This is a genomic window from Methanobrevibacter smithii ATCC 35061 (assembly GCF_000016525.1).
In the GTDB taxonomy this organism is placed as follows: domain Archaea; phylum Methanobacteriota; class Methanobacteria; order Methanobacteriales; family Methanobacteriaceae; genus Methanocatella; species Methanocatella smithii.
Genome location: NC_009515.1, coordinates 463,783 through 477,364 on the forward strand (window position 1 = coordinate 463,783; position 13,582 = coordinate 477,364).

Annotated in this window: 15 protein-coding genes; 8 read left to right on the forward strand and 7 right to left on the reverse strand. The window is 31.5% G+C overall.

Annotation, left to right across the window (positions count from 1 at the left end):
• Window positions 1-3: 3 nt before the first annotated feature.
• From carA to nadC, 3 genes are all read right to left on the reverse strand, one after another.
• Window positions 4-1,086 carry a glutamine-hydrolyzing carbamoyl-phosphate synthase small subunit gene (gene carA / locus MSM_RS02415; RefSeq protein ID WP_011953924.1) on the reverse strand — a complete coding sequence of 361 codons (1,083 nt, stop codon included), beginning with the start codon at window positions 1,084-1,086 and terminating at the stop codon, window positions 4-6.
• 73 nt (window positions 1,087-1,159) lie between these two features.
• Window positions 1,160-1,822, reverse strand: coding sequence for a class I SAM-dependent methyltransferase (locus tag MSM_RS02420; protein ID WP_011953925.1), 663 nt, complete (start codon window positions 1,820-1,822; stop codon window positions 1,160-1,162).
• A gap of 3 nt (window positions 1,823-1,825) precedes the next feature.
• Window positions 1,826-2,656 carry a carboxylating nicotinate-nucleotide diphosphorylase gene (nadC, locus tag MSM_RS02425; RefSeq protein WP_011953926.1) on the reverse strand — a complete coding sequence of 277 codons (831 nt, stop codon included), beginning with the start codon at window positions 2,654-2,656 and terminating at the stop codon, window positions 1,826-1,828.
• Window positions 2,657-2,722: 66 nt separating this feature from the next.
• Between nadC and rnz the strand changes: the two genes are divergently transcribed.
• The 3 genes from rnz to nadA are packed head-to-tail and all read left to right on the forward strand — an operon-like array spanning window position 2,723 to window position 5,292.
• Window positions 2,723-3,625 carry a ribonuclease Z gene (gene rnz, locus MSM_RS02430; protein WP_011953927.1) on the forward strand — a complete coding sequence of 301 codons (903 nt, stop codon included), beginning with the start codon at window positions 2,723-2,725 and terminating at the stop codon, window positions 3,623-3,625.
• A 1-nt stretch (window position 3,626) separates the two neighbouring features.
• The gene (locus MSM_RS02435; protein WP_011953928.1) at window positions 3,627-4,370 is read left to right on the forward strand and encodes a mechanosensitive ion channel family protein; all 744 of its coding nucleotides are present in this window, start codon (window positions 3,627-3,629) and stop codon (window positions 4,368-4,370) included.
• A 4-nt stretch (window positions 4,371-4,374) separates the two neighbouring features.
• Complete coding sequence (nadA, locus tag MSM_RS02440; RefSeq protein WP_011953929.1) at window positions 4,375-5,292, forward strand: quinolinate synthase NadA; 918 nt, start codon at window positions 4,375-4,377, stop codon at window positions 5,290-5,292.
• Window positions 5,293-5,324: 32 nt separating this feature from the next.
• On the opposite strand, the gene MSM_RS02445 is transcribed toward nadA, so the two are convergent.
• Both MSM_RS02445 and MSM_RS02450 read right to left on the reverse strand, forming a co-directional pair.
• Window positions 5,325-5,603 carry a DUF5750 family protein gene (locus MSM_RS02445; protein WP_011953930.1) on the reverse strand — a complete coding sequence of 93 codons (279 nt, stop codon included), beginning with the start codon at window positions 5,601-5,603 and terminating at the stop codon, window positions 5,325-5,327.
• 4 nt (window positions 5,604-5,607) lie between these two features.
• On the reverse strand, window positions 5,608-6,612 hold the full coding sequence (locus MSM_RS02450; protein ID WP_011953931.1) for an alpha/beta fold hydrolase: 1,005 nt from the start codon (window positions 6,610-6,612) through the stop codon (window positions 5,608-5,610).
• Window positions 6,613-6,651: 39 nt separating this feature from the next.
• On the opposite strand from MSM_RS02450, the gene nucS reads away from it, so the two are divergent.
• Window positions 6,652-7,434: an endonuclease NucS gene (nucS, locus tag MSM_RS02455; protein ID WP_004032247.1), complete on the forward strand. Its 783-nt coding sequence runs from the start codon at window positions 6,652-6,654 to the stop codon at window positions 7,432-7,434.
• On the opposite strand, the gene MSM_RS02460 is transcribed toward nucS, so the two are convergent.
• A complete protein-coding gene (locus MSM_RS02460) occupies window positions 7,431-7,910 on the reverse strand; it encodes a hypothetical protein (protein ID WP_004032248.1) in 480 nt (159 codons plus the stop codon). The two genes, nucS and MSM_RS02460, sit on opposite strands and share 4 nt — an antisense overlap.
• Before the next feature lie 97 nt (window positions 7,911-8,007).
• Between MSM_RS02460 and MSM_RS02465 the strand changes: the two genes are divergently transcribed.
• Together MSM_RS02465 and MSM_RS02470 are read left to right on the forward strand one after the other, a co-directional pair.
• On the forward strand, window positions 8,008-8,706 hold the full coding sequence (locus MSM_RS02465; protein ID WP_011953932.1) for a PsbP-related protein: 699 nt from the start codon (window positions 8,008-8,010) through the stop codon (window positions 8,704-8,706).
• Window positions 8,707-8,751: 45 nt separating this feature from the next.
• Window positions 8,752-9,576, forward strand: a complete 825-nt coding sequence (locus tag MSM_RS02470; protein ID WP_004032250.1) for a carbon-nitrogen hydrolase family protein — start codon at window positions 8,752-8,754, stop codon at window positions 9,574-9,576.
• Here MSM_RS02470 and MSM_RS02475 read toward each other — a convergent pair.
• Window positions 9,563-10,414 carry a HEAT repeat domain-containing protein gene (locus tag MSM_RS02475; protein WP_011953933.1) on the reverse strand — a complete coding sequence of 284 codons (852 nt, stop codon included), beginning with the start codon at window positions 10,412-10,414 and terminating at the stop codon, window positions 9,563-9,565. The genes MSM_RS02470 and MSM_RS02475 overlap by 14 nt on opposite strands.
• A gap of 88 nt (window positions 10,415-10,502) precedes the next feature.
• Between MSM_RS02475 and MSM_RS02480 the strand changes: the two genes are divergently transcribed.
• Together MSM_RS02480 and MSM_RS02485 are read left to right on the forward strand one after the other, a co-directional pair.
• Complete coding sequence (locus tag MSM_RS02480; protein ID WP_011953934.1) at window positions 10,503-13,103, forward strand: ATP-dependent helicase; 2,601 nt, start codon at window positions 10,503-10,505, stop codon at window positions 13,101-13,103.
• 11 nt (window positions 13,104-13,114) lie between these two features.
• The gene (locus MSM_RS02485; RefSeq protein ID WP_004032253.1) at window positions 13,115-13,582 is read left to right on the forward strand and encodes a flavodoxin family protein; all 468 of its coding nucleotides are present in this window, start codon (window positions 13,115-13,117) and stop codon (window positions 13,580-13,582) included.

Below are 13,582 nucleotides of genomic sequence, written 5' to 3' on the forward strand. Positions count from 1 at the left end.
ATCTTAATATTCATCCATCATTTGACTAAATTTATCAAAAACATATCTTGTATCATTTGGACCAGGTCCTGCTTCAGGATGGTACTGAATACAGTGAACAGGCAATTCCTTATGTGAAAAACCTTCAGGAGTTCCATCATTAAGATTTACTTGAGTTAAAACTAAGTCAGTCTCATTAATAGACTCTTTATCAATAGTAAATCCGTGATTTTGAGAAGTGATATATACTTTACCTGTCTTCAAATCTTTTACCGGCTGATTTGCCCCTCTGTGTCCAAATTTCATTTTGTAAGATCTGGCTCCAAAAGATTTAGCTACTAACTGCTGACCCATACAAATTCCAAAAATAGGTAATCTTTCAGATAATTTTTGAACTGTGCTGATAGTTTCATGTACCCTATCAGGATTTCCTGGTCCTGAAGTAATCATCAAACCGTCAGGAGAGTAATTCAAAATAGTTTTATAATCAGTATCATATGGGAACAAAACAACTCCTATTCCACGTTCCAAAAAGTTGTTTATAATATTTTTCTTAACACCGCAGTCAATTAAAGCTACTTTTTTGTTGGCATCCTCATTGAAAACTTTAATTTCTTTAGTAGATACCTGCGGCACAACGTCAATATCAATAATGCTTTGTTGAGCACGTGCAAGTTCTATTAATTCACTGTCAGGAATGTCTTCAGTTGAAATAGCTGCTTTCATTGAACCTTCTTCACGAATTTTAAGAGTTAAATCACGTGTGTCGATTCCACTAATTCCAGGAGTTTCAAATTCATTTAAAAAATCATCTAAAGTTTTTTGTGATGAAAAATTAGAAACTTCTCTGCAAACTTCCCTTACAACAAAACCTTCAGCTTGAATTTTATCTGACTGATACCATTCTTCACTTACCCCATAATTTCCCTCTAAAGGATAAGTAGACATTAATATTTCTCCTTTAAAAGAAGGATCAGTTAAAGATTCAGTATAACCAACCATACCAGTTGAAAAAACAAGTTCCCCTACCTTAGTAGTTTCATAACCGAAACCATCACCTTTTAAAACTGTACCATCTTCCAAAGCTAATTTAGCCATTTTTACCATTAAATCACCATTGTAAAAAAAATAATAATCATCTATCTTTAATAATTATGATTTTTATATATTATTAAATTTATCATTTTTTAGCCCAAAATACTGCAAAAACATAATATTTATAAGGAATTCCAACACGGTCAAAACCTGCATTTTTTAAACATTCCAACTGAAAATCCACAGAGCTGGGTTTATCATAAGTTCTCCTAATTTTAGCCTCTCCATAAGCTTTCTCACTAATTTCACCAGTATGTTCATCAAGTTTTGATTTAAAATAATCTTCAACACCTTTATTAGGATTTAAAACCTGATCTGCATTGACAAAGTTTCCACCATCATTTAATAAATCATAATACTTTTCAATTAAAACTTTCTTTTCCGTTCCAGTCAAATGATGAATGGAAAGAGAAGATATGATTATATCAAACTTTGTGTTGAATTCATGAGTTATATAATCGTCACATATAAATGAAATATTATCATTTCCTTCAAATCTTTTTTCGGCCTCTTTTAGCATTTTCTCAGCCAGGTCAATAAGGACAATTTCTGCATTTGGATATTTTTCAAGCAAAAATTGAGATAAAATACCAGTTCCAGCACCTAAATCTAAAACTTTCGGATTATCTCCTTTAAAATCAATACAATCAATAGCTATTCCATAAAAATCATCAAAACATGGTATTAAAGCTCTTCTTTCACTATCATATTCTTTAGCTTTTTGGTTGAACTTATTTACAACAGACATTCTTTAATCCTCTAGTATTCTTAAAGAAAAGTTTAAACTTCTGCTTGAATGAGTCAGAGCACCAAGAGAAATTATATCAATTCCCAATTTAGCATAATCCACAATATTTTCAGCAGTGATTCCTCCAGAAACTTCAATTAAAGAATTGTCACGAATATTTAATTTGATTAACTCTTCTAAAACTTCTTCAACTTCTTTAGGAGACATGTTATCCAACATTACAATATCTGCTTTATTTTCAACACAATCAACCGCATCTTTTAGGGATTCAACTTCTATTTCAATTTTTTTAGAAAAGCTAACATTTTCTTTAGCTTTTAAAAGTGTTTCCAAAGGAGTTCCAACACTGGCTATGTGATTATCCTTAATCAACACCATATCATCAAGGGAGAATCTGTGTGTATCTACACCGCCTATTTTTAATGCCTGTTTATCGAATTTTCCAATAGCTGGCAGTGTTTTACGTGTTCCTGCAATTATTACATCATAATCATTTACCAAATTAACATAATAGTCAGCGGCACTGGCTACACCACTCATTCTCATGAGCAGATTTAGTGCAGAACGTTCAAGCAACAATATTGTCCTTGCATCACCTTTTAAACACATTAACAAATCATTTTTAGCTATTTTAGTTCCATCTTTTAAGTTAAAAATTACTTGGACATTTTTAGACTCAAACATTTCCTTAATGATATCAATACCTGCCAAAATACCTTCATCTTTAGAAATAATATGAGCAGTTACAGTTTTATCTTCATCAACTACTGCTTCAGATGTAATATCTCCAAAACCTTCATCTTCTTCAAGCATGTATTCAATTATTCTATCCAAAAAATCACCAAAATTTTAAATTATATGTTGATATATATTTTTATTATAATTAATATAAGTGATTAAATGGAAATTACATTTTTAGGAACATCTTCAGCAGTTCATTCATATACAAGAAACCACCCGGGGATAATTTTAAAAGCCTTTGGTGAAGTTATGTTGTTTGATTGCGGAGAATCCACCCAAAGACAGCTGATATATGCAAAGATAAGTCCGATGAAAATATCCAAGATTTTCATTAGCCATTATCATGGAGATCATATATTGGGCCTTCCAGGACTTCTGCAATCCCTGAATTTCAGAGGAAGAGAAAAACCATTAACAATATATGGGCCAAAAGGTCTTAAAAAAGTTGAAAATGCAATATATTCATTAGGTTATTGCAAATTTGATTTTCCGATTGAATTTATAGAAATCAGCAGCGGAACAATACTTGAAACTGATGAATATATCCTTAAATCCCAGGAAGTTATGCATAATGTAACCAACCTTGCATATTCAATAGAAGAAAAGAAAAAACCAAGATTTTTGAGAAATAAAGCTATTGAACTTGGTGTTCCCGTAGGCCCTCTTTTTGGAAAATTGCACAATGGTGAAGAAGTTGAAGTAAACGGAAAAATCATAAAGCCCGAACAAGTTCTTGGAGATGCCCGAAAAGGAATAAAAATCACATACTCCGGAGATACCAGACCATGTGAAGAAATGATTGAATTTGCAAAAAACAGTACTTTGCTAATCCATGAGTCAACATACACGCTTGAAGATGATGATAAAGCTAGAGAAAATTTCCATTCAACATCACAGGATGCTGCTACAATAGCCAAATGTTCCAACACTAAACGATTAGTATTAACTCACATCAGTACCAGATATACTGACACAGAGGATTTATTAAAGGAAGCTAAAAAAGTTTTTGAAAATGTTGAAGTTGCAGACGATTTAATGACAATAGAAATTTTAAGTGCATAATATGAATATTATAGATATGTTAGAAGACCCTATTTCAAAAATAATCATTATTTTATTAATTATAATTACTACAAGCATTATTGTAAGACTTGTAGCTTATTTAATGAATAAAATGAAGAGATTTAAAAAAGACATTACTTTGATTTATCTTATCAGAGACATTATAAATTATATAATTTATTTCATAGCATTAATGTCCATATTGCAAATATTTGATATAAATCTGGCAGGAACATTATTAAGTTTAGGAATTGTAGGTATTGCTGTGAGTTTTGCAGCTAAAGATCTCATATCCAATTTCTTTTCAGGAATCTTGTTAATAATGGGCAGAAGTGTCAAAGTCGGAGATACTCTTGAAATCAAAGAAATGAAAGGAACTGTAGAAACAATAAGCCTCAGGTCAACAACTATCAGAGATGACAATGGAGTGTTAAGTAATATTCCAAATTCCATACTAACCAACAATACTTATTTACAATATAACAAAAAAGAAAGACACAGAGTAAATCTGATTGTTGGAATAGATTTAAATATAGACATTGAAGAATTTAAAATACATATTTTAGATTTTATAAACGGACAGGAAGGTATTTTAAAAAATCCAAAAGCTCAAGTTTTTTCAAAAGGCATTAATTTTGAAGAAAGCACACTGAAAATATCCTTTTGGATAAAAGACTTTAATAAAAAAGAAAAATATAAGTTAATTATTACTAATGAAATTAGAAAGTATGTTAACAACAGGTGAAATAATGAGTGGGTCTTTACAAGATGAAATTAAACAATTGAAAGATGAAAAAAATGCAATAATTCTTGCACATAATTATCAGCCTAAAGAAATTCAAGAAATAGCTGATTTCCTTGGAGATTCATTAGAATTATGTATGAAAGCTGCCGAAATAGAAGATAAAGACTTAGTTATTTTCTGTGGAGTAGACTTTATGGCTGAAACAGCTTATATCTTAAATCCGGATAAAAAAATCGTAATTCCAGATTTGGAGGCAGAATGTCCTATGGCACATATGTTACCGGAAGACGAATTATTAAAAGCAAAAGAAGAACATCCTGATGCAGGAGTAATTCTTTATGTAAACAGTATTGCTGAAGCCAAACAACACGCAGACACATTATGTACTTCAGCTAATGCACTAAAAGTTACTGAAAGTTTACCTCAAGATGAAATACTCTTTGGACCGGATAACAATTTAGGCAACAATGTAGCTAAACAAACTTCCAAAGAAATTATACCTGTTCCAAAAGGCGGACACTGTTATGTTCATAAACTATTCCATATTGAAGATGTTGAATTAAAAAGAAAACAGCACCCAGATGCGGAAATAATTTGCCATCCAGAATGTAATATGGATGTTCAGGAAGCATGTGACAAAGTCCTTTCAACTGGCGGAATGTTAAAATATATTGCTCAAAGCGACAAAAGGGAATTTGTAATTGGTACTGAAATTGATATGATTACCAGACTTGAAAGTGAAATTCCAGGTAAAAAATTATATCCTTTACTTGAAGGAGCTATCTGCAGCACTATGAAATTACATACTTTAGAAAAAGTAAGAAATGCACTTAAAAACGAAGAACCTCAAGTAACTGTTCCAAAAGAAATAGCTGAAAAATCCTTAAAAGCTACCCAACACATGTTAAAAGTATCAAAATAGCTGGAATAACTCTAGCTACTTGAAAACTTTTTTTAATCCATATCTTCTAAAAAACTAGATAAAAATATTGCCATTTCAATTTCTTCTCTTGAAATAAAATCTTCAACTTTGATTTTGGATTCTCTGCTTTGAAATGGGAAAAACTCTTTTTTAAATTTTGTTTTTAATATCAAATTATCATTTGTGATTTGTGTTTCGTCATCAAGATTATTATTTAAAAATTCCAATTGATTTTGGGATAATCCACTTATGTTATAGCTAATAAATCCCCCATCAGCATTTTCTCCATAATCTACAATCCTAACATCCATACCATCACCTGAAATTTTTCATAAATTCGGACAATTCTTCTTCAATTGTTTCAAGTTCTCGAAATCCGATATGACCCAAATTAGAATCATAAATAATCAATTCAGAATCTTCAATTAAATTATGCATTGGAATTGCATCTAAATTTGGAGGGAAATACTGGTCCTGATTTATTCCAATTATTAAAACTTTAGATCTTATTTTATTCAAATCCTTTTCAATATCATAATCCAGAGTTGCGTCATTACAATATTTAACATCAAAAATGCTGTCAAGCAATCCTTCATCTCCAAATTCATCAAATTCCACATCCAATTGACTATTCGGAATTTTATGAAGAGCTTCCTTTGAAATTCCGAAACTGTAAACCGCCTGAGTAGCCAGTCTTAGGGTTCTAACTAATGAAGAAGTATTTTTTCCAGAATCATAATCCCCGTCAGTTGAAATAATCTCATCAACTAATTTTGATAAAATATAATTGCGTCCCGCTACTTTATAACCGCTTGCTCCGGAAATAATGAAATCCGCATAGTCAGGATATAGAACTGCACATGTCAAAGCTACAAAACCCCCCATGGAGTTCCCAATAATCCCCCTAACATGAGTTATTCCGAATTTGTCTTTTAAGAACTTATTTTGAAAATTAACCATATCTTCAATACTATACTTTGGAAATGAATTATTTAAATTAGTTGTTGATGGGCTACATGAACCTGGAGCACCTAATTCAGAAAGCGAAATAATAAAGAATTCATTTTTATCAAAAGGACCTCCAGTATAAGATAAAGGACATAATTTGCTAACTGAAGCATAATTTCCCAAAGAACCATGACAGTATACAATAGCATTATTAATACAACCGTTATCATCATATTTTGGAGTTCCAAAGGTCATATACTCTACAGAAACATTATTTAATACATCTCCACTTTGGAATTTGAAAGAATCCATAATATATTCTTCACGCTTTGAAATAAAATAATCATCTAAATCCATGATAATAATTTCCATAATAAAATATTTAAACTAAACTACAGTAATCTTATTTTAATGAAATATAAAATACTAGAGAACCCAAATTGTGAAGATGCTTACGGTTTAATAGAAGAAGCATTAAGAAAAAGAGCTACAATTACAATATATGCCTGCTGTAAAGTCAATTATGAGGGAAGAGCATTAAGTGAATTGAATTGGGGAGAACGTATAATCCTAATAAAACCAGACGGTTCATTTTTAATACATCAGGAAAAAAAAGTAGAGCCTGTAAATTGGCAACCTCCAAAATCCAAAACAAGAGGATATATCCAGGACAATAACTTAATTTTAGAAAGCCACAGAAGAACACCTAAAGAATTATTAACTGTTGAAATTAGAAAAGTCCAATACATAACTTATGCAAACATTGAAGACTTTGAAGAACTTGAACAGGCAGGTTATGAAAAAGATATGGGAGACATGATTATGGAAAAACCCCATATGATTGAAGAAGGCTTCAAGCCAACAGCAAGAGAATACAGTGTTGAACACGGTTTTATAGACATTTTAGGAAAAGATTGTGATAACAACCTGATGATTTTGGAATTAAAAGCACGTAAAGCAGGAGTAAGTGCTGTAAAACAACTGAAAAGATATCTTACTGATTTTGAAGATGATGACAATGATTATTTAAAAGAATGTCTTGTCCAAAAAAAGAAAATCAGAGGTTTGCTTGTAGCACCATCACTTGGAGAAGATGCTAAAGAATTAATAGAAAAAGAAGGCATTGAGTTTGTAGCGGTAAATCCTCCAAAAGAATTAAAAAGAGATAAAAAAGTAACATTGGATGCTTTTTAACTTAAAGACTTTTCAATTCTTTTTAATTCATCAACATAATATTTTTTAGTATGCAAATTAGCAGGAATTGAATTGGTTACATGACACTCTTTTTCCAATTTGAAAATAAGATAATCTTCAGTATCTAAAGAAACAGAACCATCATCACTTAATAATTCTAAATTATCCAATTCTTCAAGAATACTTTCATATTCTTTTTGTTCTAAAGCAATAACATCATCCAAATCCATTTTTTGTATTTTAGGATTTAGCTGTAAAGCAATAGCTACAAATCCGTTAACAGTTTTATTATCAATGTCAAATTCAGATTTTCTAATTTCCTCCATACTTAGTTTAACATGATGTAATGTAGCATTAGTAACAGGAATTTCTCTAGACAATCCAATTTGATTTATTTCATAATGATTTTTCCAAGTACCAACTTTATAAATTGCATAATTTATGTTATCAAAGTTTATAATTTCAGGTTTTGCCATACTATCACACTTACATATTATTTATATCCACTGATTAAAAAACATTTAGTTTTAAATATTATAAATAATAAAAGTTAAATTTAATGGAGGTTAGGCTGTGAAAAAATGTCCCGAATGTGGAAATCCTAGTTACGATGGTGCACCTGCATGTGGGAACTGTGGATATAAATTTCCAAAAATGAAACCCTCAGCTCCTAAAAAGGAAATATTTGATAAAGCTCCTGAAAAAAAGAAAAAACAATTTAGCGACGAAGAAAGTACAATTGAAATCATTAAAGAAAACAAAATTCTCATTGGAGCAATTATACTTATTACAATAATCGTCATCTGCGGAATTGTCATCACAGGACCAAACAATAATAACCAAACTGCACAAAGTGGAGATATGGTTAAATTTTCTGAAGCAGGATTTTCTTTCAGCTATCCAAGCAGTTGGAATGAAGTAAATGGAACTGACAGCGACCATGAAGGTTCCGTCTTCTTTAAAAACGAAAATGGCACTATTATCCAATATTATAATGTATCTAATGATTCCACATCATTAAAAGATATAACTCAAGATAGAATTAGTTATGCTCAGGAAAATGGAAATTATATAGATACAGTTCAGACAATAACATTAGATGGTAGAAACGCTTCAGACGTAATTTTAGAACAATCAAATGGAAATTACACCAGATATGTATCATTATTCAGCAATGGAGAATTATATGTATTTAAAATAAGTGGCGATTCATTAAATTCCATTAATTCTAGTGATATTAATACTGTACTTCAAACCGCAGATATTGCATAAGTATGAATTATTTCATACTTTTTTCTATTTTTTAAAGTGTTTAATATGAAAATTAAAATTGCACTATGTCAGATTAATGTAGTTGACAATAAAGAAAAAAACATTGAAAATGCCACATCTATGATTTTAAAAGCAGTTAAACAGAATGCTGATTTTATTGTTCTTCCCGAAATGTTTAATTGCCCATATTCCAATGAAAAGTTCATAGAATACTGTGAAGAAGAAACACATAGCCCAACATTATCCAAAATAGCCAAATTAGCTAATGAAAATAATACATATATTTTAGCAGGATCCATTCCTGAAAAGGAAGGCTCAAAAATCTTTAACACCAGCTATTTATTTGATAAAAACGGTGAAATAATAGCCAAACATCAAAAAATGCACCTATTTGATATTGATGTTAAAGGAAAAATTTATTTTAAGGAATCAGACACATTAAGTTCCGGAAATAAAGTTACAATAGCCAAAACAGACTTTGGAAAAGTAGGTATCGGAATCTGTTATGATATTCGTTTTCCTGAACTGGCTAAACTAATGGCAGAAGCCGGAGCTCAAATTCTGTTTTATCCCGGAGCATTTAACATGACAACAGGTCCTGCCCATTGGGAACTTACATTCAGATCCAGAGCTTTGGATAATCAGGTTTATTGTGTTGGTGTTGCACCTGCACTAAATAAAGATGCAAGCTATCACAGTTACGGCCATTCAATTATTGCAAATCCATGGGGTGAAGTGATTGTCCAGCTGGATGAACAGGAAAACATGGAAATAGCAGAAATAGATTTAGAGGAAATAAAAAAAGTAAGAACAGAACTTCCTCTTTTAAAAAACAAAAGAAGTGATTTATATAAGATTAACTTAATTTAGCTAATCTTTTTTCAAACCAATCTTCTTTTCCCGGTTTTTTCTTAGATAAAACTTCAATAGCCTTATTTAAAATTCTGATTTCATTTTCCAAATCATTGTTCTTTCTATAAAGAATACATAATCTTTTATAAGGAGCATCTTTTGGCTGTTCTTCAGTTACATACTGTTCATATTCTTTAATAGCTTTTTGAACATTGGTTTTTTCCATTTCCTTAATTGTACTCATTGGTTTTACTTTTGATAAAGTTTTACCAGATGCTTTTGCTTTTTTAGCCTTATCTGCTTTTTTAAGAGCCTTGTTACATGATTTTTTAAAGTCTTTATCTTTTTCCTTACGTCTTGCATCTTTAATTAAATCAATGGATTCGTCAGAAGCTAAATCCCCCAATGCATAAATAGTAGCTAAACGGACACCCCAGTCTTCATCTTCAAGTCCTTTAGCTATTGTATATAATTCATCATGTGCCTGAAGCTCCCCTAAAGCCCTTATTGCTGTTTTTCTTACTCCAAAATCATCATCCTCTACAGCACCTGCAAAATAAGGAATAACTTTTTCATCCTTAGTTTCTTTAAGAGCAAATGTTAAAAAACGTTTATTTTTACCTTCTGATGCCTCAAATTTTTCAATTAATTTATCCCTGGCAACTTCCCCCATGTTACCTAAAATTTCAGCTGCTTTAAATCTTATTTGAGCATTATCATCAGTAGTTGCTTCAATTAATGGATCAATAGCTTCAATGTCAGTTACACCAATCAAAGCATTGACCGCTTCCTTTCTTACACTTACATCATCATCTGAGAGATTATCAATAGCTTCCTTTAAAATTAAATCAGACATTTTATATCTCCTAAAAGTTTAAAACTTATATTAATAATAAATTAGTTTTAGTAAATATATAATCTTTAAGATAAAAGTTGAGATAAAAATGATAACTGAGCAAACAAAAAGCTATTCAAAAAAACAAATATACAAAACCCTACATCCATGGGTTAGACAATGGTTCGATGAAACTTTCGAAGATTTTACTCCAGCTCAGAAAAAGTCAATTGTAGACATTCACAAAGGAAACAATATTTTGGTTTCATCACCTACAGGATCAGGAAAAACATTAACTGCTTTTTTATCAATACTTAGTGAACTAACAACTCTTTCCCAGAAAGGTGAACTTGAAGATAAAGTTTATTGCATTTATATTTCACCACTGAAAGCTTTGGATAATGATATTGAAAAAAATCTGGAGGAACCTCTTAAAGGCATTGAAAAAATTGCAGGAAAGGATTTGGGAATCAGAAAGGCCGTCCGAACAGGTGACACTACCCAATATCAAAGACAGAAAATGCTTAAAAAGCCCCCACACATCCTAATTACCACCCCTGAAACTTTATCCATTTTACTGGTAGCACCAAAGTTTAGGGAAAAATTAAGCAATGTGAAATATGTTATAATTGATGAAATACATTCACTTGCTGAAAATAAACGTGGTGTACATCTAAGTTTATCACTTGAGCGTTTACAACATTTAATTGGACAATATACAAGAATTGGACTTTCAGCTACTGTCAGCCCTCTTGAAGAAGTCGCCAAATTCCTTGTAGGTTATGAATACGGAGTTGAGCGGGATTGTAAAATCATCAATATAAATTACCTTAAAGACCTGGATATAAAAGTTCTATGTCCTGTTAGTGACATTATGCTGGCAGATAGTGAGGATACCCGACTTGGAACATATAACTTATTGGATGACCTGATTCAGGAAAATAAAACCACCCTTGTCTTTACAAATACAAGAAGTGGAACTGAACGTTTTGTCTACAATCTTAAAAAAATGTTTCCAAAAAACTATAATGATGAAAATATAATGGCCCATCACTCTTCACTTTCAAAAGAGGTTCGTCTAGCAACTGAAAACAAATTAAAAGAAGGAAAACTTAAAGTCGTAGTTTCATCAACATCACTGGAATTGGGAATAGATATAGGATATATTGATTTGGTTGTTCTTATTAACTCTCCAAAATCCGTTTCAAGAGCTCTTCAAAGAATCGGAAGAAGCGGACACAAATTAAATGAAAAATCCACCGGAAGAATTATTGTAACAAATCGTGATGATCTGGTTGAATGTTCTGTTTTGTTAAAAGATGCCAAAGAAGGTAAAATTGATAAAATAAACATTCCTCAAAATTGTTTAGATGTTCTGGCCCAGCACATTTATGGAATGAGTATTGAAAATCCCTGGGACATCGATTACGCATATGATGTAATCAGAAAAAGCTATTGCTACAAAAATTTAACCAGAGATGATTATGAAGATGTTTTAAGCTATATGGCTGGAGAATATGAAGAGCTTGAAGAGAGATATGTTTATGCTAAAATCTGGATAGATTATAAGGAAAACACCTTCGGCAAACGTGGAAAACTAGCCAGAATGTTATATTCAACAAATATCGGAACAATTCCCGACAGCTCAGGAGTTTTAGTTAAATGTGACGGTGAAACTGTCGGAAAAATAGAAGAGGACTTTATGGAAAGACTGAAAAAAGGAGACACTTTTGTTTTAGGCGGACAGACATACCGTTTCAATTATGGAAAAGGAATGACAATAAATGTTTCACCGGCTAATGGCCCTCCAACAATTCCTTCCTGGTTTTCACAGCAATTACCATTATCTTTTGACTTGGCTATGGATATTCAAAGATTCAGAGCACATATGGATGCCAAATTCAGATACGGCAAAAGCAAACAGGAAATTATGGAGTTCATATACGATTACTTATATGTAGATGACTTTGCAGCCAATTCAATTTATGAATACTTTGTAGAACAGTACACATATGCAAAAATACCTAGCAATCAGAGGTTATTGATTGAATACTATAAGGGATTTGGTGACAGGCGTTTTGTAATATTCCACAGCTTATTTGGGAGAAAGGTAAATGATGCACTTTCAAGAGCAGTAGCTTACATTGTTGCAAGACAGTACAATACAAATGTTACAATATCCATCTCAGACAACGGATTTTACTTAAGTGCAGAAGGAACCCTTGGAGGGCTGGAAGCATTTAAACAGCTAACTCCAGAAAACTTTAAAAATATCCTAACACAATCATTAAATAAAACCGAAACATTAGCCAGCAGATTCAGACATTGTGCCGGCAGATCACTAATGACCCTTAGACACTATAAAGGAGAGGCAAAATCTGTTGGTCGCCAACAGGTGAGAGGAAAAATATTGCTTAAATTTGTTCAGGAAATGGATAATGACTTTTCAATCCTAAAAGAAGCTAGAAGAGAAGCATTGGAAGATTATATGGATGTCAATAATGCTCTTAAAGTTATTGAACTAATAGCTAACGGGCAAATGGAAATTAAAACGATAAATACAATTATCCCAACCCCATTTGCATTTAATTTAGTTTCACAAGGGTATTTGGATGTATTAAACCAGAATGATAAAGCGGAATTTACAAAAAGAATGCACAAAGCTGTTTTAGAGCAGATAAAAGAAAAATTAAAAGAAAGTGATTTATAAAAAGTGGTAATATGAAAACATTATTAGTATATTATTCCAGAACACAAATAACCGAAAAAATAGCTAAAACCATTCAAAAAGACCTGGATTGTGATATTGAAGAAATCACAGTTGGAGACAAATATGACGGAACTATAGGATACATAAAAGGAGGATTTGATGCAAGTGCAAACAGAGTCTGTGAAATTAACAAGGTAACTAAAAATCCCAAAGATTACGATTTAGTTATAATTGGAACTCCTGTCTGGGCAGCTACAATGGCAACACCAATATACAGCTATTTAAAAGAATATGGCAATCAAATCAAAAATCTGGCCAGTTTTTGTACATGCGGAGGCAGCGGATATGAAAAAACCTTAAAGAAAATAGCTAAAATAACCGGCAAAACTCCAATAGCTACAATGTATCTGACAAAAAATGAAATTGAAAATCCTGAAGAAAACATAAATAACTTTGAAAACAAAATTAATAACAGGTGA